Origin of the sequence: Rhodococcus shunpengi (assembly GCF_048381395.1) — a bacterium.
Classification (GTDB): domain Bacteria; phylum Actinomycetota; class Actinomycetes; order Mycobacteriales; family Mycobacteriaceae; genus Rhodococcus.
On the sequence record NZ_JBLWIU010000030.1, the window covers coordinates 44059 to 68464 of the forward strand.

Consider the following 24406-nt stretch of genomic DNA (forward strand, 5'->3'; position numbering starts at 1 on the left):
CGGACCGTCGCAGGTCCGGGCACACGCGTCGAGGCGGTCAGCCCCGCGATGGGACCTCCGTCGATCGAGAGCCACTACGACGAGGCACTCGCCGTGCCGGGCATCCTCACCGAGATCGAGAAGGGTGAACGCGACGGCGTCGACGGCTACGTCATCGCGTGCTTCGGCGATCCCGGGCTGGACGCGGCGCGCGAGCTCGCCGCCGGGCCCGTCGTCGGCATCGCCGAGGCCGCCATGCACACCGCCGCGGTCCTGGGGCGCGGATTCTCCGTCGTCACGACGCTGGCCCGCACGACCGGACGCGCGTGGGACCTCGCGCACCGCTACGGCATGCGCGACGCGTGCCGGGGCGTGCACGCGTGCGACCTGCCGGTGCTCGCCCTCGACAGCGATCCCGACGCACGCAAGATCGTCACCGAGGCGTGCCTCGACGCCCTGTACGAGGACGGTTCCGACGCCATCGTGCTCGGCTGCGCCGGGATGGCCGACCTGTGTGCGCACATCTCCGCGGAGATCGGCGTGCCGGTGGTGGACGGTGTCGCGGCCGCGACGCTGACCGTACAGTCGCTGGTCACGATGGGGCTGGCGACCGGCAAGCGAGAAGAGTTCGCGACTCCCCCGCCGAAGCGCTATGCGGGACTCCTCGAGGGGTTCACGACGGGCGGGTGAAGCCCCGCCCCCTACGATCGGGACGTGCCATCCATCCATCATGCCCCGCTGAGGAAGACCGACCCCGAGAGCCTGTACCGGATCGTCGCTCTGCGGACCGACGTGTTCGTTTTCGAGCAGGGCATCACCAGCGAACCGGAACTCGACGGCCGCGATCTCGACCCGACCACCGAACTGTTCTGGACGCGGGAGGGGGACGACGTTCTCGCGACGCTGCGCGTGCTCCACGACGACGGGGACATCGCCCACATCGGCCGTGTCGCCACCGCCCGGCACGCACGCGGGCGCGGCCTCGCCGCAGAGCTGATCGAGGTGGCGCTCGGGACCTGTCCGGGGGTGGTCGACATCTCGGCGCAGGCGTACCTGGAGCACTGGTACGCGCGATTCGGGTTCGTGCGCACCGGAGCAAACTACCTCGAGGCCGGGATCGACCACGTGCCGATGCGCCGCACCCCGTGACCACACGGCGCCCGTCGGGCTGCGGTCACGGGGTGCGGGCGACGACGCGTATCAGCCGATCTCGACATGGACTCCGGTGAGTTTCTCCGACAACTCCCACAGCCGCGTCGCGGTCTCGCGGTCGCGGGCGCGACGCCCCACGCCGGCGACACCGGGCGCTCCGTAGAGCAGGAAACGCGGACCGATGTAGCCGCCCGCGATGCCCGGATCGGAAGCGGCGAGCACGACTGATTCGGCTCCCTGGTCCGGGGTGCGCTGCAGGATCGTCTTGCCGAAACCGAACAACCGGTCGAACCACGTCCCCGTGTGACTGCCCACTTCGGTCGCCGCGTAGCCCGGATGGGCCGCGACGGCGCGCAGCGGTGAGCGGACCGCGGCGAGTCGTCGTTCGAGCTCGAGCGCGAACAGCAGGTTCGCGAGCTTCGACTGTGCGTACGCAGCGGCGCGGTTGTACGGGCGGCGTTCCCAGTTGAGGTCGTCGAGATCGATCCGGCCGATCAGATGGGCGGCACTCGACACCGTGACGACGCGACCGGTGATGCGCGGCAACAGCAGTCCGGTCAGGGCGAAGTGTCCGAGATGGTTCGTTCCCATCTGCATCTCGAACCCGTCGGCGGTGCGACGCAGCGGCACCGCCATGACCCCGGCGTTGTTGACCAGGATGTCGATCCGCCGATCGGCGAAGGCGTCCGCGAAGGCACGGATCGCCGAGAGGTCGGCGAGATCGAGCGACATCATCTCGGCCCGGGGGCCGATCTCGTCGGCGATGCGCTTGCCCCGGTCGACGTTGCGACCGGTGAGGACGACGGTGGCACCGGCAGCCCCGAGGGCCCGGGCCGTCGCTTCACCCACCCCGCTGGTGGCCCCCGTCACGACGACGGTGCGGCCGGCCAGCGATGTGGTGGCGTCAGGCGCCAATCGAGGACTTGAGCATCGGGAGCATCGCCCACAGCTCGTCCTGCCAGTAGCCCCACGAGTGGGTACCGACGATCGGGAACGAGAAGTGTGCGGTGTCGATCCCCAAGGTCAGCAGGCGCACCTGGAAGGCACGGTTCTGCGTGCGGGCGAGCGCTTCGAGACCCATGGCGTTGGTCGTGTTGAAGCTGCCCACCAGCGAGCTCGGCCGGTCGTACTGGCCGGGCAGGCCGCTCGCCGCGGAGATCCACATCGGCAGGCCGCGCAGCTGCGGCGCCGCGACGAACGGGTCGTGACGCAGCCACGCCGGGTTCCAGGGCGGTCCCCACATCGCGTCGGCGTTGTATCCGCCGGCGTCGAGCATGGCGAGACGGATGGCTTCGCGCATACCCGGAGCCGAGAGGTTGAGGTAACCCGAGAGCGAGCCGGCGAACTTGAACTGGTCGCGGTGGTAGGCGGCCAGGATCAGCGCCGCGTTACCGCCCATCGACAGGCCGACCACCGCGTTGTTGTTGCGGTCGATGCCATAGGCGTTCGCGAGATGGTCGGGGAGGTTCTGGGTGAGGAAGGACTCCCACTTGTAGGTGTAGGGCTGGCCGTTGAAATTGCTCGGCGCGTACCAGTCGGCGTAGAAGCTCGACTGTCCACCCACCGGCATGATCACGTTGACGCCGTGATCGGCGAGCCACGCCGCGTTGGTCTCGTGTTCCCAGCCGCTCACGTCGTCGGTGGCGCGCAGACCGTCGAGCAGATAGACGGCCTTGTTGCTGCCGTTGTTCGCTCGCCAGATGCGCACCTTGATCGCCCCGACCCCACCCGGTGCGGCGACCATGTCCTCGTGGAAGCGTTCGTACGGGTCGGCCGCAGCCGTGCCGGCACCGAGCCCGCTGAACGCGAGTGCCAGCGGAAGCACCAGTGCCGCCACCAGCAGCCGTACGAGAGCGCGTCCCCCCCGCCGACGGGTTCCGGTCTTCGCCGAAATCGTCACAACAAGCTCCCCTTGCACTCCAGTAACATTCTTCACTTCCGTCCCAGGGTATCGACGGTGCAGAAACCTTAAGCAGGCTTGCACACAATCGTTATCGTGGAAAGTCCGGCAGCGTTATCGTCGGGCCCTCGGCATTCGCATTCCGTTCGCACCGCTAACCTGACGATCCGTGCCCGAAGCTCCCCTCCCCGTTCGCGACGGCCTGAACCCCACCCGCCTGCGACTGCCGGAAAACCCCAGTTGGGAGACCATAGCGGAGTTCCTGCTCGCGCGCTTCCCGAGCGATGCGACGCGCATCGCGGAGAAGATCGAATGCGGCGAAGTGGTCGTACAGGACGGCACAGCGATCACACATTCGACCCCGTACGTCCCGCGCGAATTCGTGTATCTCTACCGTGATCCGCCCGCCGAACAGCGCGTCCCCTTCGAGATCGACGTCCTCCACCGCGACGAGAACCTGCTCGTAGTGGACAAACCGCACTTCCTGGCGACCACCCCGCGCGGCTCGTGGGTGACGGAGACCGCCGTCGTCCGGTTGCGCAAGGAACTGGATCTGCCCGAGCTGTCCCCCGTCCATCGTCTCGATCGGCTCACGGCGGGCGTTCTGGTGTTCACCGTCCGGCGCGAGGCACGACGCGCGTACCAGATGTTGTTCGACCGGCGTCTCGTCGAGAAGGAGTACGAGGCGATCGCCCCGGCGGCGCCGCATCTCGACTTCCCTCGCGAGGTCCGCAGCCGCATCGTCAAGGAACGCGGAGTGCTGCAGGCACGCGAGGTCGACGGTCCCGTCAACGCCGTCACCCGGATCGACGTCACAGGCACGGCCGGCGGCCGTGCGCGTTACCGATTGCGTCCCGAGACCGGCCGGACGCACCAACTCCGGGTACACATGAACTCCCTGGGAATCCCCATCCTTGGCGACAACCTCTATCCGGAGGTGTACGAGGTTGGGCCGCAGGACTATTCGAATCCGCTGCAGCTTCTGGCCAGGTCCCTGTCGTTCCACGATCCGATCACAGGTCGGCCGACCCGCTTCGTAAGCCGACGAAACCTGGCAGCATGGAGTAACAGCACACCAGGACCCCGCTGACCGGCGAGTTCTCGTCTTGGAGGTTTCCATGGAAATCGGCAGCATCTCGCGTACCTATGACGGGCGGGTGGCCCTGCGGTTCGAACGCTCGTTCCCCCACTCGCCGGAGAGAGTGTGGCGGGTCCTGACCGATCCGCACCATCTCCGCGCCTGGTTCCCTGCCGACGTCGAGTTCGAGCTCACACCCGGCGCCACACTCGAATTCCGCTCGACGCAGGAACAGACCCGACGTTTCGGCCTTCCGGAAGGGCACACCACCATGGGCAGTGTCCTCACGGTGCGGCCCGCACGGATCCTGGAATACCTCTGGGACACCGACGTTCTGCACTGGGAACTCACTCCGGACGGCTCCGGCGGGTGCTGGCTCACCCTCACCCACACCACCGACGACGAGGAGGACGCCCTCGCACACGGCGCCGCCTGGCACGCCGGATTCGAGGTGGTCGAGGCCCAGTTGGAGGAACGTCCGGTCGACTGGTCGATCTGGGACCGCGCAGCCGAACTGAGCACGCACTATCAGGGAAGCTCGGGCTGATCGCCCGGCTCGGGATCCGGGCCGACCGCCCGGGTGGAATATCCGCCTAGCGGCGCGCCCCACGTCGCGCAGGAGCCGAACCGACGCCGTCGAGATCGTGTTCCCGGGCGGTCGTGCGCGCCACGATGCGCGCACCCCAGGCACCGATCGCGTCCCAGTCCCGGAAGTCACCGGAAGGGGCACCGACCATCCTGACAACCATCCGTTCGCCGGTGCCGAGCACCGCCGGATCCAACTTCCCCGGGAAGGTGCGATGTTCGACGGCCTCGACGCGTTCGGCGACGGCGCACGCGTCGTAGCACGTGTTCACCGACCTCCCGCCCGAGGCGACGGGACCCGACGAGAACAGGTAGACGTCGCGTTCGCGCAGTTCGGCCGCGTGCCGGTCGGAGAACTCCCGCGCGCTGCGCAGCCAGCGACTGCGGTAGACGGCACTGCCGAGCACCACGACGTCGTACGCGTCGACCTCGTCGACGTGCTCGGGCGCGTTCACGTCGACCTGCGCGCCGTGGTGGCGCATCGACGCGGCCAGCGCTGTCGCGATCTCCGCGGTCGAACCGTGCCGACTGGCCACCGAAACAAGAACCTTCATCACTACCTCCGGACCCGCGTCGAACCATGATCACCCCGGAACCGGGCCTTGACCAGGGCCGAAGTGCCCTTTGCCCGGTATCGGCAGATCACAGTCGGACGAACCCCCTCATATCGGACCGCGTGGCAAGGTGGACTCGACATAGACGGAGAAGGAGTAGATGGATGCCCAGCACATCGCCGGCGACCGTCGCGGAGGAGGCGGAACGCAAGTACTCCGCCCCCGGCGACCGGCCGCTTCCGGACTTGACGGGACTGCCGTCCGTCGATGCGATCGACGTCGACCGGTTCGAACTGTCGGCCCAGTACTACGACACCGCCGAGCTGAGCCTGCTGCGCTCGAAGATCACGCTCCGGAGGCGCGAGGGCGGCGACGACGCGGGATGGCATCTCAAACTGCCGTCCGGTATCGACACCCGCACCGAACTGCACTTCCCTCTCGGTGACGACTCGGCCGAGGACGTTCCCGCAGACCTCGAGTCCTTGTTGCGCGGCATCCGGCGCGGCGCCCCGCTGAGCCTGGCCGCTCTGCTCGTGACCCGACGACATCGGCACCGACTCCGGTCGTCCGACGGCGGCCTCGTCGCGGAGGTGGTGGTCGACGATGTCGACGCCGTGCGCGGAGCCGACGGATCGGAGATCCGCTGGAAGGAGATCGAGGTCGAGTGGAATTCCACCCTCGGCGACAAGGCGGTCGGCCGATTCCTCACGGCGCTCGAGGAGCGCTTCGCGGCCGTCGGCATCACCCGTTCGGAGAGCCCGTCGAAGCTCCACCGCGTGCTCGGCGACCTGATCCCCACCCGCCCGTCGATCGCGAAGGGGTTGCTCCCGGTACGCGACTATCTCTCGAGCGAACTGCACACCCTGGAGCTGTCGGACATCGCGGTCCGTCGCGACACGCCCGACGCGGTGCACAGCATGCGCAAGGCCGCGCGGCGTCTGCGCAGCGCACTGCAGACCTATTCCGACGAGATCGTCGTCGATCACGATCTCGTCGACGAACTCCGTTGGCTCGGAAGACGTCTCAGCCCCTCACGCGATCTCGAGGTCCAATGGGAGCGGCTCGCGGATCGCGTGGCCGACATCCCGGTCGAATCGCATCGGGAAGCGACGAGGGCCCGTATCGACGAGTACTTCTCGGCCAGGTCGGAGTCCGCCCGCCTCGAGGCCGTCGACACCTTGAACTCGGATCGGTATGTCGGGCTGCTCACCCGCCTCGACGCAGCGATCGACGACCTCGCTCCCGCCACCGAAGCGGCGGGGGCGCGACCGAAGGTGGCACGGAAGGAACTGCTGCACGCGGTCGCAGCGCTGTCGAAGAAGGTCTCACGCCGCGTCGACAAGGTCGGCGACGCCGAGAACCCGGCGGAGCGCGACGCGCTGATGCACCGGGCCCGCAAGGGCGCCAAGCGGATGCGGTACGCCATCGAGGTGATCGCGCCGCTGCACCCGAAGCGTTCGGGACGGATCCTCGACCGGTTCGACGACTTCCAGGATCTGCTCGGTGAATTCCAGGACTCCGTCGTGGCGCGGGAACATCTCCTGGACATGCTCTCCGAGCAGGGGCACGCCGCCGAGACCAGTTTCGGGCTCGGGATCCTGTTCCGCATCGAGACCGAGCTCGGCGACGCGCAGGCCGCGCATCTGGACGGCGGCTGGAAGAAGGCCTTCCGCTCCGCCCGCCGATTGTGGACCTGATCGAGGTCCGAAGGCCCTGGCCCGGGCACCCCGGATCGGAGATCATGAAGATCGTCGACACCGGGCCACAGCCGCGTCGTGGCGGTAACGTGGCCTCGAGCCGACCGGCGCACGGGAAGCCGCGCGCCGCAACGAGAAGGAGATATCGATGAGCACACCGAGCACCCGCAAGGCAGTCGTCGCAGGCGTCGACGGCTCCGAGACGGCTGTAGCGGCAGCGCGGTGGGCCGGAGCCGTCGCGTCGCGTATCGGAGCACCCCTCCACCTCGTGCACTCGATGCCCCCGGAAGGCATCTTCTACAGCGAGGCCGCGGTGCTGGTGCAGTCGCAGATGATCCAGCAGCTCGAGGAGGACGGCAAAAAGCTCCTCGCCGACGCCGCCGAACGAGTCCGCGCAGATCACCCCGATCTCGAGATCAGCAGGTTCATCGGTCCCGGACCCGCAGCCAAGTCGCTGCTCGAGGCCGCCGAGGACGCACGCCTGGTCGTCATGGGCGCCACCGGCGCGGGTGCGCTGGAGAACTTCCTGCTCGGCTCCACCGTTCTGCGCGTCGCGAACCATTCACCCTGCCCGGTGGTCGTGTGGCGCGGCAACACCGATTCTCCGCTGCCCGATTCCCGGCCGATCGTCGTCGGTGTGGACGGCAGCGAATTGTCCGCTGCCGCAGTCACTCACGCGTTCGATCTCGCGTCGGCCCTCGGGGTTCCGCTCCGGGCAGTGCACTCCTGGCTCGGTGACGCCGCGCTCGGTGTCGGCGCCACGGCCGCACTGGTCGACTGGGATGCCGTGGAGACCTCGGAGACCGCGGTTCTCGCCGAGACGCTGGCCGGCTGGAGCGATCGCCATCCCGAGGTCACCGTCGAGCGTGTGATCGACCGGGGCCCGGCCTCGAAGGTCCTGCTCGCGCACCTCGACGACGCCCAGCTCGTCGCGGTCGGAAGCCACGGGCGTGGCCAGTTCCGCGCCGCCCTGCTCGGATCCACGAGCCAGAACCTGCTGCACAAGGCCCCGTGCCCGGTGCTCATCGCCCGCAAGGTCTAGAACCGACCGTTCCGGCCGACGGGGATCGCTTCGACGAAGCGATCCCCGTTCGCTGTTCCCGGGGCGCGATCACCAGGGCGCCGGACCGAGCATGTTCTCCAGCCGCGCCGCGTCGACAGTCTCGACACCCGTATCGATCGCCGCCGCCTCCGGCCACGGATCCCGCCGACGGAGTTGCTGTTCGAGCACAGCAGGGGTCGCATCGGAGGCATCGTCGCCGCGATCGGCGCGGGACGCCATCCGCTGCAACAGGATTCCCTTGTCCGCACGGCACTCGATCTCGATCACGTCCACTGCGGCGCCGTCCGCGACCTTACGGGCCGCGTCGCGCTGCCCGGACGACAACCAGGTCGCGTCCAGCACGACGGATCGCCCGCGGGCAAGAGCGACCTCGGCGCGGCGCAGCAGTTCCCCGTAGGTCGCCTCCGAATGCGCCGGTGCGTACAGACCGGCATCCGTACCGTCGCCGGTGCGGTCGGTGGGTTGCAGACCCGCCAACTCCTTGCGGACGACGTCGCTGCGCAGTACATCCGCTCCGAGATACGCACCGACCGTGCGCGACAGTGTCGTCTTGCCGGTCGCGGAGACACCACCGACGAGCACCATGCGCACACGTCCCCGGTCGAGATGTCCCTCGAGCAGCTCGACGAAACCGGTCGCCGTCTCCCGCGCCGCTGCATCACCCTGCTCGTAGCGCAGAGCGGTCACCTTCGCGCGCACCAACGCTCGATAGGCGATGTAGTGGTGCACGAGCGAGGAGGGCGGGTGATCGCCCGAGACCTCGCCGTACTGTTCGAGCAACCGCCGTGCCGCGGCCTCGGCACCGAGACGTTCGAGATCCATTGCGAGGAAGGCGAGATCGAGTACGGCGTCGCCGTAGCGCAACTCGTCGTCGAACTCGAGGCAGTCGATGATGCGCGGACCGTCGTCGAGACAGAAGATGTCGTCGGCGAGCAGGTCGCCGTGTCCGTCCACGGCCCGGCCCGCCGCGATGCGTTCGTCGAACAGCACCGTCCGACCGGCGAGGTAACGGTGCACGGACTCCCGGATCCGCGTCAACGCCCCGGCACGATCCGCCCCCACCTCCAGCCGGCCGAGATGGTCGAGACTGAGATCCCACAACTCGGCGACGAAATCCGCGGAGGCACACCGGTCGATCTCGGGACCGTGCGGCGAGGAGGCGTGCAGTGCGGCGACCTGCCGTGCCACCTCGTCGATCACCGCCGACACGTCCTCACCTCGACGGACCGCCGCGGCCAGGCGCCGGTCGTCGGGCAGCCGCACCATCTCGACGAGGTGCTCGCACAGCTGTCCGTCCGGGCCGTGGACGTCCGCGACACCCAGGTAGACGTCCGGTGCGAGACGCCGGTTGAGCTCCACCTCCCGGTGGCAGATCCGTTCGCGGGCCTCACGCGTGCGGTTGTCGAGGAAACCCAGGTCGAGCGGCTTCTTCAGCTTGTGCACGCGGTCGCCGACGAAGAAGACCACCGACGAATGCGTCTCCCTCACTCCCGCGTAGCCGACACCCTCCGGTCCGGCACCTGTGGTCACTGCGCCCTCCCTGCCGTCGACTGATCCCACCGAGTCGTCCCGTCCACCACATTGTCGTTCAGACACTCCCCCGGTGCATCTGCACAGCGCCCACCGGTGCATCCGCACAGCGCCCACCGGTGCATCCGCACAGTGTGCACGTTCTCGTCCGGATCGCCCGAACGAACCGTCCGCGACAGGTAGCTTTCACACCGGGGCGACTTCTGGACGGGGTGAGATGAGGAACGATCAACCGAGCCGGGTACGAGGAGACACCGTGCGGGCGGACGACGGACCCACGGTGGCGGTTGTCGCGTACACGACAGCTCTCGAGCGGACGATGATCGAGGAGTGGCTGCGCTCGGACGAGCTTCCCGCCGAGTACCGCACGCCGACCCACCCCGAGTCGCTCGACCTCGACTCCCGGGTGCTCACCGAGGAGCTCGTGACCCGCACCGACGATCCGCTGATCCTGCCCGTGCGGGTCGTGTGGCTCCCGGCAGAGCGCGACGGTGCGCGGCGTGTCCGGTTCTCCGACGTCCTCGCCCTCACGAACCCACGCAATCCGAATCTGCTGCTGCAGAAATGGCTCGTGCGCAAGGGCGCCGACCGCTACCGGATCGTCGTCGCGCAACCGGCCCGCCTGTCCGAACTGCGGGATGCGCTCAGGGTGGAGGGCAGTGACGGCGACGACGGGGCACTCGCACGGTACGTGACCCGTCGCGCCGTCGTCGCGCTCGAACGCGCCGAGCGAGCGGTGATCGGCGACCGCTACAAGGTCCCGCGGCTCGTCGCCGCCCAGATCATGGACTCGCCGATCTTCCGGCGCCGTCTCGACGAGATCGCCGCCGAGCACGGCCTCTCGCGCGCCGAGGTCGAGGCGCGGGCACGCAGTTCGCTCGACGAACTCGTGGCCGTGCAGTCACGACTGGTCACCGACCTGTTCACGCAGGCGATGCGGCCGCTGCACTCATCGGCATGGACCGTGCACGCCGACGAGGCCGGTCTGCGCGCACTGCGCGAGTCCAACCGCCGGTACTCCCTGGTCTTCCTCCCCTCGCACCGGTCCTACGCCGATGCCTTCGTGCTGGGCGACATCCTGGCGGCGAACGACTTTCCCGGCAACCACATCATGGGCGGAGCCAACCTCACCTTCTGGCCGATCGGTCCCGTCGCCCGCCGCACCGGCACGGTGTTCATCCGGCGCAGCTTCGCCGACGACGACGTCTACAAGGCCGCGCTCGAGGAGTACTTCGCGTTTCTGCTGAGCAAGCGGTTCAACCTCGAGTGGTATTTCGAGGGTGGCCGGACCCGGACCGGCAAGCTCCGGGCCCCGCGCTACGGGCTGCTCAGCTACGTGGCCAACGCGATCCGCGGCGGACGGGTCGAGGACGCGATGCTGGTGCCGGTCTCGATCACCTACGAAGGGCTCGCCGAGGTCGCGGCGGTCGCCGCCGAACAGACCGGTGCGACGAAGAAACCCGAAGGCCTGGGATGGCTCGTGCGCTACGCCCGCAATCAGCGCAAGCGGGCCGGGAACGTGTACGTGCGGTTCGGCGATCCCGTGTCGATGCGCGAACTGCTGGTCGCCGGCGGGGATCCGGACCTGACCGCACCGGCGCTGGCAGCCGACCCGTCCGCGGCGCCGACGGATTCCGAGGAGACACGGGCGCTGCGCCGCAAGGCGCTGCAGAAGGTCGCCTTCGAAGTCGCGGTCGGCATCAACTGCAACACTCCGGTGACGGTGAACTGCCTGGTCACCCTGGCCCTGCTCGGTGTGCGCGACCGCTCGCTGACGCTCGAGGAGGTGCGGGCAGTGATCGCACCTGTCCGCCGCTATCTCGATCGCCGCGGTGTCCCGCAGGGCGGCCTCCACATCCTCGACGTCGAGGGTGGTCTCGAGGACGTGCTCTCGTCGCTCACCCACGCGGGCGTGGTGACCACCTACGCCGGCGGGGAGGAACCGGTCTACTCGATCCAGCCGGGTCAGCATCTCGTCGCGGCGTTCTACCGCAACAGCGGTGTGCACTGGTTCGTCAACCGGTCGATCATGGAGCTGGCCATCCTCTACGCGCACGCCAATCCCGGCGACGATCCTGCGCGGGTGGCGTGGGAGGAGGCGAAGAACCTGCGCGACCTGCTGAAATTCGAGTTCTTCTTCCCCGACCGCGACACCTTCGAGGCCCAGATGCGCGACGAGCTGGCCTGGCTCGTCCCGTCCTGGGGCGACACGCTGCCGACGAAGGACGAAGCCCTGACCGGTCTCGTCGAGACCGGCTTCTTCATGTCGCACCGCACGCTGCGGTCGTTCTTCGACGCGCAGCTCGTCGTCGCCGAGCGCCTCGCCGTCCGGGACCCGGAGCTCGAGGTCGACCGCGCCGCCTTCCTGTCGGAGTGTGTCGCGGTGGGCCGGCAGATGCTGCTGCAGCGCCGCCTGTACGGGCCGGAATCGGTGTCGTCGGAGTTGTTCGCGTCCGCGCTCGACCTGGCGCGCAATCGAGGACTGCTCGACCACGACGAGGACCCCGAGATCGTCCGCGAGCGCAGGAAGGCCTTCGCAACGGAGCTGTCGGAGTTGGCCCAGCGGGTCGCGCTGGCCGAGTCGCTCGACGTGTCGAACAGAAAGGTGGAACGGTGAACCTCGAGCAGGCCCTCGAACGGGTGCGCACGGGTCCACAGGGACCCGAAGTGGCGGCCTTCTTCGATTTCGACGGCACCATCGTGCACGGCTTCTCCGGTGTCCACTTCTTCCGCGACCGGGTGCTCGCCGGGAAGGTCTCCGCATCCGAACTGGCCGCGACGATGATCAACGGAATCCGCGGGACGGAGACCGAGGAGGACTTCGAACGCTTCGTCGCGATCGCCTTCAAGGCGTGGCGCGGTCACACCGAGGACGAGCTCTACGAGATCGGCCGCCGGTTGTTCATGACGACGATCGCGGGACACCTGTATCCGGAGGCGTGGCAACTCATCGGCGCGCACCAGAACGCGGGCCACACGGTGGTGATCGCCTCGTCGGCGTCCCGCTACCAGATCCAGGCCGCCGGGGACGCGCTGGACGTCGAGCACATCCTGTTCACCCCGCTCGAGGTCGAGAACGGTGTGCTCACCGGGCGGGTCGACGGGAAATCGTTGTGGCGCAGCGGAAAAGCGGAGGCGGCACGCAATTTCGTCGAGACACACGGCATCGATGCCGAGGCCAGCTACACCTATTCCAACGGTGGTGAGGACGTGGATTTCCTGGCCGTCGCCGGCAACCCCACCGCCACGAATCCCGATCGCACTCTCACCCGCGTCGCCATCGAACGCGACTGGCCGATCATGCGGTTCCGGCCGCGCGGCACGCCGGGCGCCCGCGAACTCGTCCGCACCGCCGCCGCCTACGGCGGAATGTTCGGCTCGGTGTGGACGGGTCTCGGACTCGGCCTGATCAACCGCAGCCGCAAGACCGCGCTGGACTCGATCATCAGCATCGGCACCGAGGTTTCCCTGGCCCTGGCCGGAGTGGACGTACGCATCGTGGGGGAAGCGAATGCGTGGGCCGCCCGGCCGGCGGTGTTCATCTTCAACCACCAGAGTCAGCTCGACCCGGTGGTGCTGGCCAAGGTCCTGAGGCAGGACTTCACGGGTGTGACGAAGAAGGAGATGGCCAACGACCCGCTGTTCGGGCCGCTCCTGCGGTTCGTCGGCGCCACTTTCGTCGACCGCACGAACACCGAACGGGCGGTAGCGGCGCTCGGACCCGTCGTCGACACCCTCCGCGAGGGGACGTCGATCGTCATCGCCCCCGAGGGCACGCGCTCGCTGACCCCGGCGATCGGCAGGTTCAAGAAGGGCGCCTTCCACATCGCGATGCAGGCCGGTGTGCCGATCGTGCCGGTCGTGATCCGCAACGCCGGCGAGATCCTGTGGAAGCACTCGACCCTGCTGCGGTCGGGCACCGTCGACGTGGCGGTGCTCGAACCGATCGACGTGAGCGGCTGGTCACGGGAGAACCTCGGCGAGCACATCGCCGAGGTCGAGGACCTCTACCGCCGCACGCTGTCGAGCTGGCCCACCGAATAGATGACGAACGAGACCGTGAAACCCGAGGAGCCGGACGACGACGGAGCCGACGAGAGCCCGAACGGTGAGAACGGGCCGCTCACTCCGAAGCGACGCCGGTATCTCAAATGGATCGTCGGCGCGCTGCTCGTCGTGGTGCTCACCGTCGAGATCGTGCTCGTGTGGCCGGAGCTGTCCGACAGCGTCCGCGGCCTCGGACACCTGTACTGGTGGTGGGTCCTCGCGGCGGTGTGCGCGTCGATGGCGGAGATGTCGACCTTCGCACGGGTGCAGCGGGCGCTGCTGTCCGCGGCGGGTGTGAAGGTCTCACAACGGCAATCGCTTTCGGTGGCACTCGCGGCGAACTCCATGAGCGTGACCCTCCCGGGCGGACCGGTGGTCGGGACGACCTTCACCTACCGGCAGATGCGTCACTGGGGTGCATCGCCGGTGGTGTCGACCTGGCAGCTGGTCATGGCCGGTCTCCTGCAGGCTGCCGGACTCGCCCTGCTGGGCCTCGTCGGCGCTCTGCTCGTCGGCGCCAGCAACAACCCGTTCTCACTGATCTTCTCGATCGGCGGCCTGTTGCTGCTGGTCGTGCTCATCCAGTACGCGGCGGGCAATCCGGGTTCGTTCGAATCGATCGGACTGATCGCCCTGCGGAGCCTGAACCGTGTGCGGAAGAAGCCCGAACAAGCGGGGGCGCGCGCGTGGCGGAAGATCGTCGGCCAGTTGAGCGCGGTGCAACTCGACCGTCCGCATGCGGCCCGTGCGTTCGGGTGGTCGGTGAGCAACTGGGTGTGCGACGGTGCGTGCCTGGCGTTCGCCGCGTACGCCGTCGGTGGCGCGCCGAGCCTGGCAGGGATCGCGGTGGCCTACGCGGCCGGGACCGCCACCAGCCGTGCCATCCCGCTACTCCCCGCCGGTCTGGGTGTCATGGACGCCGTGCTGGTCCCGGCGCTCACCGCCTCCGGCATGACCGGCGCGCAGGCCCTGTCGGCGGTGGTCGTCTACCGGTTGATCAGTTTCGTGCTCGTCGCTGCGATCGGCTGGATCGTTTTCGCATTCCGCTATCGGAACGTCGGCGAGGAGGAGGACGAGGACGAGACTCCCCCGGACCTGCGGCTCTGGGACGACGACTGAAGGCGCCGACCCGAAAAGATCGCCCGCGCGCCGGTCGGGGCGCTAGCGTTGTCCTCCATCCGAATGAATGGAGGGACGAGGTCCGTGGCACAGCACGAGGTCACACGTAAACGGGAGGTCTGGTCGGGCCGGTCGGTGTTCATCATGGCCGCAATCGGCTCGGCGGTCGGACTCGGCAACATCTGGCGCTTCCCGTACATCGCTTACGAGAACGGTGGTGGCGCATTCCTGATCCCGTATCTGGTCGCGCTGCTGACCGCGGGTATCCCCCTTCTCCTGGTCGACTACGCGATCGGGCACAAGTTCCGCGGCTCGCCGCCGCTGGCCTTCCGCAGACTGCGCCGCGGCGCCGAGTTCATCGGCTGGTGGCAGGTGCTGGTGTGCTTCGTCATCGGCGTGTACTACGCGGTGATCGTGGCTTGGGCCGCGCGGTACACCTTCTTCTCGATCACCGAGGCCTGGGGCGACGATCCCGAAGGCTTCTTCATGAGTTCGTTCCTGAACCAGGACACCGATGCGACCTTCGGCCTGAGCTTCGTGCCGGGCGTCGCGTGGACGCTGCTGCTGGTCTGGATCGCGACGCTCGCGGTGCTCGCTCTCGGCGTCCAGCGCGGTATCGGCAACGCCAACCGGTTCTTCGTGCCGTTGCTGGTCCTGCTGTTCGGTGCGCTCGTCGTCCGGTCGCTGACCCTCGACGGCGCGACCACCGGTCTCGATGCGTTCTTCACCCCGAACTGGTCGGCGTTGACCGACACCGGGGTGTGGATCGCGGCGTACGCGCAGATCTTCTTCTCGCTGTCCGTCGCCTTCGGCATCATGGTGACCTATGCGTCGTACCTCAAGCGCAAGACGAACCTCACCGGTTCGGGTCTCGTGGTCGGGTTCTCGAACTCGAGCTTCGAGGTGCTCGCCGGCATCGGTGTCTTCTCCGCTCTCGGCTTCATGGCCCAGGCGCAGGGTGTCGAGGTCGGTGAGGTGGTCGCCGGCGGTATCGGTCTCGCCTTCATCGCCTTCCCGACGATCGTCTCGGAGATGCCCGGCGGCCCGCTCTTCGGCGTGCTGTTCTTCGGCTCGCTGGTCTTCGCCGGATTCACGTCGATGATCAGCATCATCCAGGTGACCGTTTCGGCCTTCCAGGACAAGACGGGCCTCGGCCGGGTGCCCGCCGTTCTCGCCATCGGTGGTGTGTCGGCGATCGTGTCGCTGCTGCTCTTCCCCACCACCACCGGCCTGAACACCCTCGACGTGGTGGACCGCTTCGCGAACCAGTTCGGCATCGTGGGTGTCGCCTTCGTGGCGCTCGTGGTGGTCGCGTGGATCTATCGTCGTCTGCCCGAACTCCGCGACCACCTCAACTCGGTGTCGTCGTTCAAGGTCGGCACGGGCTGGATGGTGTTCACGGGCATCATCACCCCGCTCGTCCTCGGCTACATGCTGTTCAGCGAGATCCGCGACCGTGTCCGCGACGGCTACGGCGGTCTTCCCGACAGCCTGGTCACGGCTTTCGGGTGGAGCGTGCAGGCCGGCGTGATCATCCTCGCCGTCCTCCTGACGTTCATCCCGTGGCGCCGGGGAATCGACGAGGAATACGAGCTGGACGAAAACCGTCCGCTCGCGTCCGCCCAGGCGCCTGCTTCGTCCGGCGATCCCTCGCCCGGACCCGACTCGTCCACCGGAGGTACCCGATGAGCACAGCGGCAGTCGCCATGATGATTCTCGCCCTCGTCACGCTGTGGGGCGGGCTCCTGCTGAGCATCCTGCATCTGCGAAAGCATCCGGACGATCCGGACTGATCATCTGCACAACCGACCCACACGGGTGTCGGTTCGGTAACACCACGGGGCGGCGCTCTGGCCGGAGCGCCGCCCTTGTGGTCTCCTGGAGCGGTCGTACTCTAAACCTTTACTTTAGAGTTAGGTAGAGCCCGTCCGGGTGTCACGACCCACAGGAGGAGAACCCCACATGAGCCGCAGACACCGCAATCGGATGCGTCGCATCTCGGCCGCCGCAGCCCTGACCGTCGCCGCAGGTCTGGCACTTCCCGCCGTCGCCGGCGCCGAGCCCGTACCCGCGGAGCCGGCAGCACCGGCGGAAGCGCCCGCCACGAGCCCGCTCGTGAGCTCGCTCGAGGCCCTCCGCGCGCTGCCCGGCGTCGATCGAACCGCCCTCGCTGCTGCCGAAGCGATCGCGAACGCACGCGGAAGCGCTGTCGACGCGGCCGAAGCGACACCGCTCGGCGCCTACGAGGACGGCATGGAGTTCCTGCGCCGTCTCGGCGTCGAACCGTTCCTCTACCCCACCGGCGCCCCGTTCTGCACGGCCGACGGCGACCTGCCGCTGGGCACCGTGCCCGCCGTCGCGGGCGCTCTGCCCGGACCGTGGCCGAACCGCAGCCTGTCGCCGCTGCCGGGCACCCTGAACGTCGTCTCGCCCGGTGAGACGCTCTTCGCGTTCGTCCCGGTCGGCCTCGAGGAGGACGCCGACACCTCGGGCATCCAGCTCGCGTGGTTCAACGTCAACACCTTCCAGGGCGGTTTCGTGCCGATGGGTACGCCGGAGGAGACCGCGGCGGGAGCCATTCCGGCCGGCCTTCCCGCCCCGGCCCGCGGCATCGTCGAGCAGGCGATCACAACCTTCATCGCCGACACCCTGCCGCTGGGTGGCGTGCGGGTCGCGCCGGTCGAGACGGGGTCGGGCACTGTGCTCTCGGCCGTCTTCGGCAACGTCCGCAACGGCGACGCGCAGTGCTTCTTCCTGCCCACGATCGGCATCGTGGACGTGCCGGCCTGATCGAACCAGAGCTCCCGAGTGGAGCCCAGAACTGCAGCGGGTGGGCGTCAGCTCGCCCGCTGCAGTCGGTTCAGCCGGTCGAACACGAGTGTGACGGCGGTGTCCATGTGCGCGAGCACATCGTCGACCGACTGCCGGCCGGCCACCCACGCGACCAGCGCCGACATCCACACGTCGGCGATGATCCGCACGGCGTTGAGTACTTCTTCGGTGACGATGTCGATGCCCGCCGCCTGCGCGAACAGGCGCGTGAGCACCTCACCGAGACGGTCGAGTTCGGGCGCCGAGGACGCGTCGGCGAACATCGCCGCCCGGATGAGCGCGTCGTAGCGCAGCGGGTTCTCGGACAGCCGCGGCATCACCCCGCGCAGCACGCCCATGAGGCGCTCGGCGGCACTGCCGCCCGGGATCTCCGCGGTGGTCACGGCTTCGGCGGCGGTCTCGAATTCGAGTACGAGCGCCACGACGAGCAGGTGGTTCTTCGACGGGAAGTAGCGGTAGACCGTACCGAGAGCGACACCGGATCGGTCTGCGACAGCCCGCATCTGCACGGCGTCGTAACCGCCCTCCGAGGCGAGCTCCTCGGCGGAGGCGATGATCCGCATGTACCGCGCCCGCTGCGCCGGCCGCAGGCCCGCACCGGGCGACCGGGTGGACCCGAGGGCCGGTCGCGAGGTCTGCGTCGACGCCGACTCCTCGCCCGCGGTCTCCGTCGTCGACTGCTCCGTCATCACGCCACCTTCCGTTCATGCCCGTTTCGAGGATAGTTCAGCGTGGTGCGCCTGCCTTTTCGTACCGCCGACCGGCCACAATCAGACAGGTGTCCGGAAATCTCTTCCCTCCGGATGTAGAACGCGTTACATTTTCTCCGTCACCGTCTGGAGAGGGGCTGCTGTGCGCCACGGAATCACCCTGTTCACGAGCGACCGGGGAATCCGGCCCGAAGTCGCTGCCTCGACCGCGGAGAGTCGCGGTTTCGACAGTTTCTATGTGCCCGAACACACTCACATCCCGATCCGTCGCGAATCCGCGCATCCGGGAACGGGCAACGAGACCCTTCCCGACGACCGCTACATGCGCACCCTCGATCCGTGGGTGGCGCTCGGACTCGCAGCCGCGGTGACGTCGACGATCAAGTTGGGCACCTCCGTCGCACTGCCCCTCGAGCACGACCCCATCACGCTCGCCAAGACCATCGCGAGCCTCGATCACCTTTCCGGCGGCCGGGTGAACTTCGGTGTCGGATTCGGTTGGAACGCCGAGGAACTCGCCGACCACGGCGTACCGCCGAAGAAGAAGCGCACCGCGATGCGCCAGTATCTCGAAGCGATGCAGGCGCTGTGGACCGAGGAAGAGGCCTCCTACGAGGGAGACTTCGTCGCGTTCGGGCCGAGCTGGGCGTGGCCGAAACCTGTGCAGCAGCCACGGCCCCCGATCTTCCTCGGCGCCGGTTCCACCGACCGCAACTTCGACTGGATCGTCCGCCACACCGACGGGTGGATCACCACACCCACGGAGAACAACGTCGTCGACAACGTCGCGCGCCTCCACAAGGCCTGGGCCGATGCCGGCCGTGCAGGGACTCCCGAGATCCTCGCCCTGGCAGGCCGTCACGACGCCGAGCAACTGAGGATCTGGGAGGACTCCGGGGTCACCGAGGTGATCTTCGGCCTGCCCGACCGTCCCCAGGACGACGTCGTCGCGTACATCGACCGACTCGCCTCGAAACTCGACCACTGATCACCGACCCGAACGGACCCCGATGAGCACCGATCTCCATCCCCTTCCCGCCGACAGCGTCTCCACCTGGGACCACGAAGCCGACGTCGTCGTCGCCGGTTACGGCATCGCCGGTGTCTCGGCGTCCATCGAGGCCGCCCGCGCCGGTGCCGACGTGCTCGTGCTCGAACGGACCGGCGGTTGGGGCGGTGCGGCCTCGCTGTCGGGCGGCATCGTCTACCTCGGCGGCGGCACCCCGCTGCAGAAGGCCCTCGGATTCGACGACTCGCCCGAGAACATGAAGGCGTTCATGCTCGCCGCGCTCGGGCCGGGCGCCGATGAAGCGAAGATCACCGAGTACTGCGAGGGCAGCGTCGAACACTACGAGTGGCTCGTGGACAACGGTGTGGTGTTCAAGGAGAGCTTCTGGGGCGAACCCGGGTGGGAGATCCCCGGTGACGACGGCCTGATGTACTCCGGCGGCGAGAACTCCGCGCCCTTCAACGAGATCGCCACGCCCGCCCCGCGCGGGCACGTCCCGCAGATGACCGACAAGCGCACCGGAGAGAAGGGCGGCGGGTACATGCTCATGCAGCCGCTCTCGCAGGTCGCCGAAAGCCTCGGTGTACGAGCCGAATACGACGTGCGGGTGCAGCGATTGATCGTCGACGGCGACGGACGTGTCGTGGGCCTGACGGCCAAGCAGTACGGCAAGGACGTCCACATCCGGGCCCGCCGCGGCGTCGTCCTCGCGACCGGCAGTTTCGCGTACAACAAGGAGATGGTCGAGTCGTACGCGCCGCAACTCAGCGGTCGCCCGGGTGCGGCGATCGAGGAGCACGACGGCCGCGCGATCCGCATGGCGCAGGCACTCGGCGCCGATCTCGCGCACATGGACGCCACCGAGGTCGCCTTCTTCGGCGACCCGCAATTGATGGCCCGCGGCATCCTCGTCAACGGCCGCGGTCAGCGGTACGTCCCCGAGGACACCTATCCGGGCCGTATCGGTCAGCTCACGCTGCTGAAGAACGACAACCAGGCCTATCTGATCATCGACGAACAGGCGTACGAGGAGGGTTGTGCGGCAACGAGTTCGACGCCCTTCTTCCGGTTCCGTCCGAAGTGGGTCGCAGAGACCGTCGCCGAACTCGAATCCGACATGGAGCTGCCGGTGGGGACGTTGCAGGCGACCGTCGAGGTCTACAACAGGCACGCCGAGAACGGCAGCGATCCGGTGCTGGGCAAGAAGAGCGAGTGGGTCAAGCCCATCGGCAGCCCGATCGCGGCGCTCGATCTGCGCAACTGCACAGCAGGTTTCACGCTCGGCGGTCTGCGCACCTCGGTGAACTCGGAGGTGCTGCACGTGTCCGGCGATCCGATCCCCGGCCTGTTCGCTGCGGGTCGCTGCACGTCGGGTGTGTGCGCGTGGGGGTATGCGAGCGGCACGTCGCTGGGCGACGGAAGCTTCTTCGGGCGTCGCGCCGGCCTGTCGGCTGCGAAAGGCTGACAGCCGGAACGGTTCCGGTGGCCCGGCCACCGGAACCACCCATCGGGGCCACCGGAACCACCCATCGGGTCAGAACACGCGATCCAGGTCGCGAGAGACGATCCGATCGGCGCCGTACTCGGCGAGCGCCGCGATCGTCATCGACGGATTGCACGCCCCGGTCGATCCCGGAATCTTCGCGCCGTCCACCACATACAGGCCGGGCTGGTCGTGCACGCGACCGGCGTCGTCGCACACCGTCCCGAACGGCGCACCACCGAGCGGATGGAAGGTGTTGATGTCGACGGCGTTGACGTCGACGACGATCGAGGCCGGTCCCGCGATCCGCCGGATGCGGGCCTCGATGGCGCGGGTGAGTTCCCGGTCGTAGGCCTGATCCCAGTTCAGGACCGCATCGTCGCGGCCGGCGTCGTAGTGCCAGACTCCTCGGCCGTCGACGATCCCCAGACCGATCATCGTGGTCGTTCCCACATCGACGGGGAACGGCACCGGGCCGGTGACGATCATCAACGGGCCGGCGGGATCGGTGTAGTCGCGCATACCCACACAGGCGGGCCCGCCCTGATGGTCGCCGGGACTGACGAGCGGGCTCGTCACGGCGAACACCCGGTCGCCGTTGTTGCCCCATCCCGTTCCGACGCCGTCGGGAAGATCGGGGACGAGCCCCTTCGCCTTCGCCTTCACGAGGAGACGGGTCGTGCCGGCCGATCCGGCACCGAGGAACAGCGACTGTGCGAGGATCCGCTTGCGTTCGAGAACCATTCCGTCCGTGTGGATCCGGTCCACGTGCACGATCCAGGTGCCGTCCGGAGCACGCTCGATGTCGCCGACCCGGTGCAGCGGCGCGACCGTGACGTGCCCCGTGCGTTCCGCCTCGGCGAGATAGGTGACGTCGACCGAGAACTTACCGCCGTTGTTGACTCCGTAGATGACGTCGCCCGTCGTGTAGGACGGTTTCAGTTCCCCGGTCAGCTCCCGTCGCGCGAAGTCCCAGTCGATGCACATCGGCACTCTGAAGGTGTCGTAGCCCTGCGAACCTGCACGGTCCAGGAACTGGCGTGAGGACCGGTACCGATCGTGGTCGAGCAGATCGTCCGGAATGGTCGCGACCCTCAGCACCCGTGCCACCCGCCGATAGTGGTCGGAGGCCAGCAGGTCGTAGTCGATACGCGAGGACACCGAATCGGAGAATCGCTGCCCGTCGGGTTGCACGGTCATGCCGTGATAGGCCAGCGAACTCCCGCCGACCCCCGCGCCGCACATGACGTCCATACCGTTCCCCGGAACCCGTTCGATGAGCCCGGTGAACGGTTCGGTCGGGATCGGCGGAGTACCGGTCATCACCGGGGCGGGCGACAACCACGACATCCGCCGGTCCGGTTGCAGCATGTGAGGGAACGTCTCGGCGTTCGGCCCGGTGGGCCAGCGGATCCCACGTTCGAGGACGAGCGTCTGCACACCGGCCCGGCCGAGATGCAGCGCGGTGATCGCACCGCCGAATCCGCTGCCCACGACGACCGCCCGATGGCGCTCCTCGGTGACCTCGGCGCGTGCGCGTGGGATCGGGGACAACGACAACGCGGCAACGGCCGCACCGCCGACGACGGTTCCCCGCAGGAAGGTACGGCGGGACAGCGCACTATTCACGAAGGGCTCTCCTGGAGCGTGGTCAGACAACGGTGAGCGGGAGGGGGATTCCCCGATCTTCGAAGACGAAGGACGAACCCGCACTGAAGCGCGTGATGGCGACCTCGTCGCACTCCTTCGCCGGGGATTCGTCACGGAACACCTCGACGACGAGAGCCTCGTCGGTCGCAGAGACCAGGCGGGTGGTGAAGTGCGGGTCCACACCGCGCACCAGGGCGTCGAGCGGGCCGAGGTGTTCGGCGTCGATCAAGGTGGGCCAGGACCCGTCGTCGAAGGCGCCACCTCGCCGATTGATCCGGAGACCCAGCGCGTCGTCGTCGAAACAGATCACCCGATCGACATACCGGTCCGGTGCCAGCATCGGGTGTACATCGAGCACCACCGACAGGCCGGCGAACGAGCGCGGCAATCCCAGCGCGGTACGGATGCGCTCGGACGTGATGCCGGCGATACCCGTGAGTTGCTTGCGGGTCAGCTCGATCGCAGACTGCTCGTCGGTTCGTTTGCGCACACTCATGAGGAAGCCGAGAGCGAGCAGGTGATGCTGCAGGCACACCTCCTCGGCGATGCGTACCAGGGCCGGCTTCGAGAACTCGTCGAACCGGAGGTCTGCGAGGAGGGGACCCGAATAGTCGTGTCTCCCCTCTCCATCGTGGTCGATCGGGCTCAGCTCGAGTGCCACGGCCGCGGTCCGGCCGAGCGCTTCGGTGTGCGGTTCGACAGCCGGTGGGTCGTACGAGGAGTCGATCGTGACCGTCCACGCGCAGTGCGGGTGCCGGTCGGCCGGCGCACGGGGCGGCCGATGGATCGGCCGGACCCGGGCGTGCGGATTGGTGGCGAGCGCGGTGGCGTCGAAGGTCGGGTCCTCGATGTCGTGGCACATCGCGGTCACGTAGGCGTCGCCGAGCGGCTCGACGTCCATCAGCGCCCCGCAGTGGTCGAGCCAGAACTCGCCGTGGTCGCGGTCGTGGACGCGATAACGGAAGTCCATGAACTGCGGGGGCGCCCCGATGTCGAGCTGCATGCCCTTGAAGATCGTGACGACGTCGTCGCCTTCGAACTTCAGGGCACGCTGCATGCGGCGCGTGTACCACGGTGAGGACGCCTGCCATTCCTCGATGGCCACCTCCGCCATGCCCTCCCGACCGAATGCCGAGATCAGATGCGCCATCCCCGAACGGTCGATGAGCTGACCGCACAGCAACAGTTCGGGGACGAGCACAGCGAGAGCGGTGCGGGAGAGCGCGGCGAACGATCCGCCGGTGTCCACGCCGGTCACCACAACGGAACCGGCGACTCGCCGACCCGGTACCAACCGGGGAGCCGCTTCTTCCCCGTAGACCGTTCGATCCGCTTCTGCATGCCGTCGGAGAGCGCGTTCGCCGTGATCATCTCGAGGAACAGGTGCGAGACGTTGCCGAAGTCGAAGAAGTCGCGCTGCCACGACCACTGGAAGTTGCCGCCGTACCGGAACCAGCTCCCGCCGATACCGTGCACCGCGTAGTGCTCGCCGTTCTCGCGGGTCCTGTCGGCGATCTGCTTCCAGAAGCCGATCACGTCGCCGGAGCGGTCGTCGACGACGAACTGCTGGTAGGGATACTGCCAGCCTTCGAGCCCGTCCATCTCCTGGCCCAGCGCGAGGTCGCGGATCTCCTCGCGTCCCACGGCCATGAACTCGTCCTTCGGGCCGTAGTTCCAGCCGTAGGTGGCGTCCTCGGTGTACATGTCGGCCAAAGGCTTCCAGTCGCCTTCGGCCTCGGCGCGCTTGTTGGCGTCGACCCAGCGGGTGATCATCTCGTCGAGCTCGGCACGATCGAACGTGGCCATCCTGTCTCCTGGTCCTCAGTCTTCGACGATGCGAAGGGCTTGGGTGGGGCAGTACTTCACAGCTGCTCGTACGTCGGCATGCATCTCCTCCGGCACGGGATCGAGGAGGACCTCCACCTCACCCCGTTTGGCGACGGCGAAGACGTCCGGGGCTTCCATCGAGCACATCGCGTGTCCTTGACACAGATCGAGATCTGCTTCGATCCTCATCC

General features: G+C 68.1%; 23 protein-coding genes. 14 read left to right on the forward strand and 9 right to left on the reverse strand.

Annotated features, from left to right (window positions below):
- A partial coding sequence (locus ACNJ7K_RS17380; RefSeq protein WP_487041994.1) for an aspartate/glutamate racemase family protein occupies positions 1 to 669 on the forward strand: 669 nt, incomplete at its 5' end.
- 24 nt (positions 670 to 693) lie between these two features.
- On the forward strand, positions 694 to 1128 hold the full coding sequence (locus tag ACNJ7K_RS17385; RefSeq protein WP_159416641.1) for a GNAT family N-acetyltransferase: 435 nt from the start codon (positions 694 to 696) through the stop codon (positions 1126 to 1128).
- Positions 1129 to 1179: 51 nt separating this feature from the next.
- On the opposite strand, the gene ACNJ7K_RS17390 is transcribed toward ACNJ7K_RS17385, so the two are convergent.
- Positions 1180 to 2046: an oxidoreductase gene (locus ACNJ7K_RS17390; protein ID WP_160873765.1), complete on the reverse strand. Its 867-nt coding sequence runs from the start codon at positions 2044 to 2046 to the stop codon at positions 1180 to 1182.
- Complete coding sequence (locus ACNJ7K_RS17395) at positions 2036 to 3031, reverse strand: alpha/beta hydrolase (RefSeq protein ID WP_254072913.1); 996 nt, start codon at positions 3029 to 3031, stop codon at positions 2036 to 2038. The genes ACNJ7K_RS17390 and ACNJ7K_RS17395 overlap by 11 nt, the downstream gene beginning before the upstream one ends.
- A 169-nt stretch (positions 3032 to 3200) precedes the next feature.
- Here ACNJ7K_RS17395 and ACNJ7K_RS17400 point away from each other — a divergent pair, with 169 nt between their 5' ends.
- Together ACNJ7K_RS17400 and ACNJ7K_RS17405 are read left to right on the forward strand one after the other, a co-directional pair.
- On the forward strand, positions 3201 to 4121 hold the full coding sequence (locus ACNJ7K_RS17400; protein WP_192378702.1) for a pseudouridine synthase: 921 nt from the start codon (positions 3201 to 3203) through the stop codon (positions 4119 to 4121).
- A 28-nt stretch (positions 4122 to 4149) separates the two neighbouring features.
- Complete coding sequence (locus ACNJ7K_RS17405; protein ID WP_016693033.1) at positions 4150 to 4656, forward strand: SRPBCC domain-containing protein; 507 nt, start codon at positions 4150 to 4152, stop codon at positions 4654 to 4656.
- A 46-nt stretch (positions 4657 to 4702) separates the two neighbouring features.
- Here ACNJ7K_RS17405 and ACNJ7K_RS17410 read toward each other — a convergent pair whose 3' ends face one another.
- A complete protein-coding gene (locus tag ACNJ7K_RS17410; protein WP_016693032.1) occupies positions 4703 to 5248 on the reverse strand; it encodes a flavodoxin domain-containing protein in 546 nt (181 codons plus the stop codon).
- Positions 5249 to 5412: 164 nt separating this feature from the next.
- Between ACNJ7K_RS17410 and ACNJ7K_RS17415 the strand changes: the two genes are divergently transcribed.
- Together ACNJ7K_RS17415 and ACNJ7K_RS17420 are read left to right on the forward strand one after the other, a co-directional pair.
- Positions 5413 to 6945, forward strand: coding sequence for a CYTH and CHAD domain-containing protein (locus ACNJ7K_RS17415; protein ID WP_016693031.1), 1533 nt, complete (start codon positions 5413 to 5415; stop codon positions 6943 to 6945).
- A gap of 148 nt (positions 6946 to 7093) precedes the next feature.
- Positions 7094 to 7987, forward strand: a complete 894-nt coding sequence (locus ACNJ7K_RS17420) for a universal stress protein (RefSeq protein ID WP_088897845.1) — start codon at positions 7094 to 7096, stop codon at positions 7985 to 7987.
- A gap of 69 nt (positions 7988 to 8056) precedes the next feature.
- On the opposite strand, the gene ACNJ7K_RS17425 is transcribed toward ACNJ7K_RS17420, so the two are convergent.
- The gene (locus ACNJ7K_RS17425) at positions 8057 to 9568 is read right to left on the reverse strand and encodes a bifunctional aminoglycoside phosphotransferase/ATP-binding protein (protein ID WP_487041995.1); all 1512 of its coding nucleotides are present in this window, start codon (positions 9566 to 9568) and stop codon (positions 8057 to 8059) included.
- Between the two features lie 187 nt (positions 9569 to 9755).
- Here ACNJ7K_RS17425 and ACNJ7K_RS17430 point away from each other — a divergent pair, with 187 nt between their 5' ends.
- The 6 genes from ACNJ7K_RS17430 (at position 9756) to ACNJ7K_RS17455 (ending at position 17494) form a co-directional block, all read left to right on the forward strand.
- Positions 9756 to 12155 carry a glycerol-3-phosphate 1-O-acyltransferase gene (locus ACNJ7K_RS17430; RefSeq protein ID WP_487041996.1) on the forward strand — a complete coding sequence of 800 codons (2400 nt, stop codon included), beginning with the start codon at positions 9756 to 9758 and terminating at the stop codon, positions 12153 to 12155.
- Positions 12152 to 13582, forward strand: coding sequence for an HAD-IB family hydrolase (locus tag ACNJ7K_RS17435; RefSeq protein WP_487041997.1), 1431 nt, complete (start codon positions 12152 to 12154; stop codon positions 13580 to 13582). The genes ACNJ7K_RS17430 and ACNJ7K_RS17435 overlap by 4 nt, the downstream gene beginning before the upstream one ends.
- Positions 13583 to 14704, forward strand: a complete 1122-nt coding sequence (locus ACNJ7K_RS17440) for a lysylphosphatidylglycerol synthase transmembrane domain-containing protein (protein ID WP_487041998.1) — start codon at positions 13583 to 13585, stop codon at positions 14702 to 14704.
- Positions 14705 to 14767: 63 nt separating this feature from the next.
- Positions 14768 to 16393, forward strand: coding sequence for a sodium-dependent transporter (locus ACNJ7K_RS17445; RefSeq protein WP_455431349.1), 1626 nt, complete (start codon positions 14768 to 14770; stop codon positions 16391 to 16393).
- Complete coding sequence (locus tag ACNJ7K_RS17450) at positions 16390 to 16497, forward strand: methionine/alanine import family NSS transporter small subunit (protein WP_006551747.1); 108 nt, start codon at positions 16390 to 16392, stop codon at positions 16495 to 16497. Before ACNJ7K_RS17445 ends, ACNJ7K_RS17450 begins: the two co-directional genes overlap by 4 nt.
- Before the next feature lie 169 nt (positions 16498 to 16666).
- On the forward strand, positions 16667 to 17494 hold the full coding sequence (locus tag ACNJ7K_RS17455; RefSeq protein WP_487041999.1) for a hypothetical protein: 828 nt from the start codon (positions 16667 to 16669) through the stop codon (positions 17492 to 17494).
- A 47-nt stretch (positions 17495 to 17541) separates the two neighbouring features.
- Here the strand turns inward: ACNJ7K_RS17455 and ACNJ7K_RS17460 are convergent, their stop codons facing one another.
- Positions 17542 to 18225 carry a TetR family transcriptional regulator gene (locus tag ACNJ7K_RS17460; RefSeq protein ID WP_120281497.1) on the reverse strand — a complete coding sequence of 228 codons (684 nt, stop codon included), beginning with the start codon at positions 18223 to 18225 and terminating at the stop codon, positions 17542 to 17544.
- A gap of 163 nt (positions 18226 to 18388) precedes the next feature.
- Here ACNJ7K_RS17460 and ACNJ7K_RS17465 point away from each other — a divergent pair, with 163 nt between their 5' ends.
- Together ACNJ7K_RS17465 and ACNJ7K_RS17470 are read left to right on the forward strand one after the other, a co-directional pair.
- Positions 18389 to 19234 (forward strand): LLM class F420-dependent oxidoreductase, encoded by an 846-nt coding sequence (locus ACNJ7K_RS17465; protein ID WP_159416649.1) that lies wholly within the window; start codon positions 18389 to 18391, stop codon positions 19232 to 19234.
- 22 nt (positions 19235 to 19256) lie between these two features.
- Positions 19257 to 20720, forward strand: coding sequence for an FAD-dependent oxidoreductase (locus tag ACNJ7K_RS17470; RefSeq protein WP_159416650.1), 1464 nt, complete (start codon positions 19257 to 19259; stop codon positions 20718 to 20720).
- A gap of 69 nt (positions 20721 to 20789) precedes the next feature.
- Here the strand turns inward: ACNJ7K_RS17470 and ACNJ7K_RS17475 are convergent, their stop codons facing one another.
- The 4 genes from ACNJ7K_RS17475 to ACNJ7K_RS17490 are packed head-to-tail and all read right to left on the reverse strand — an operon-like array spanning position 20790 to position 24404.
- On the reverse strand, positions 20790 to 22367 hold the full coding sequence (locus ACNJ7K_RS17475) for a GMC oxidoreductase (RefSeq protein WP_159416651.1): 1578 nt from the start codon (positions 22365 to 22367) through the stop codon (positions 20790 to 20792).
- A 22-nt stretch (positions 22368 to 22389) separates the two neighbouring features.
- Complete coding sequence (locus tag ACNJ7K_RS17480; RefSeq protein WP_487042000.1) at positions 22390 to 23649, reverse strand: hypothetical protein; 1260 nt, start codon at positions 23647 to 23649, stop codon at positions 22390 to 22392.
- Entirely contained in the window at positions 23643 to 24194 is a 552-nt protein-coding gene (locus ACNJ7K_RS17485) for a Cif family virulence factor (RefSeq protein ID WP_120281492.1), read from the reverse strand. Before ACNJ7K_RS17485 ends, ACNJ7K_RS17480 begins: the two co-directional genes overlap by 7 nt.
- A 15-nt stretch (positions 24195 to 24209) precedes the next feature.
- Positions 24210 to 24404 (reverse strand): ferredoxin, encoded by a 195-nt coding sequence (locus tag ACNJ7K_RS17490; protein WP_120281491.1) that lies wholly within the window; start codon positions 24402 to 24404, stop codon positions 24210 to 24212.
- Between the last annotated feature and the right edge of the window lie 2 nt (positions 24405 to 24406).

Excerpts from the sequence above, each read along its gene's own strand:
- ACNJ7K_RS17410 (WP_016693032.1), bottom strand. The coding sequence starts at position 5,248 with ATGAAGGTTCTTGTTTCGGTGGCCAGTCGGCACGGTTCGACCGCGGAG.
- ACNJ7K_RS17470 (WP_159416650.1), top strand. The coding sequence starts at position 19,257 with ATGAGCACCGATCTCCATCCCCTTCCCGCCGACAGCGTCTCCACCTGG.
- ACNJ7K_RS17420 (WP_088897845.1), top strand. The coding sequence starts at position 7,094 with ATGAGCACACCGAGCACCCGCAAGGCAGTCGTCGCAGGCGTCGACGGC.
- ACNJ7K_RS17445 (WP_455431349.1), top strand. The coding sequence starts at position 14,768 with ATGAATGGAGGGACGAGGTCCGTGGCACAGCACGAGGTCACACGTAAA.
- ACNJ7K_RS17415 (WP_016693031.1), top strand. The coding sequence starts at position 5,413 with ATGCCCAGCACATCGCCGGCGACCGTCGCGGAGGAGGCGGAACGCAAG.
- ACNJ7K_RS17490 (WP_120281491.1), bottom strand. The coding sequence starts at position 24,404 with ATGAGGATCGAAGCAGATCTCGATCTGTGTCAAGGACACGCGATGTGC.
- ACNJ7K_RS17405 (WP_016693033.1), top strand. The coding sequence starts at position 4,150 with ATGGAAATCGGCAGCATCTCGCGTACCTATGACGGGCGGGTGGCCCTG.
- ACNJ7K_RS17455 (WP_487041999.1), top strand. The coding sequence starts at position 16,667 with ATGAGCCGCAGACACCGCAATCGGATGCGTCGCATCTCGGCCGCCGCA.
- ACNJ7K_RS17430 (WP_487041996.1), top strand. The coding sequence starts at position 9,756 with ATGAGGAACGATCAACCGAGCCGGGTACGAGGAGACACCGTGCGGGCG.
- ACNJ7K_RS17485 (WP_120281492.1), bottom strand. The coding sequence starts at position 24,194 with ATGGCCACGTTCGATCGTGCCGAGCTCGACGAGATGATCACCCGCTGG.
- ACNJ7K_RS17460 (WP_120281497.1), bottom strand. The coding sequence starts at position 18,225 with ATGACGGAGCAGTCGACGACGGAGACCGCGGGCGAGGAGTCGGCGTCG.
- ACNJ7K_RS17450 (WP_006551747.1), top strand. The coding sequence starts at position 16,390 with ATGAGCACAGCGGCAGTCGCCATGATGATTCTCGCCCTCGTCACGCTG.
- ACNJ7K_RS17440 (WP_487041998.1), top strand. The coding sequence starts at position 13,583 with ATGACGAACGAGACCGTGAAACCCGAGGAGCCGGACGACGACGGAGCC.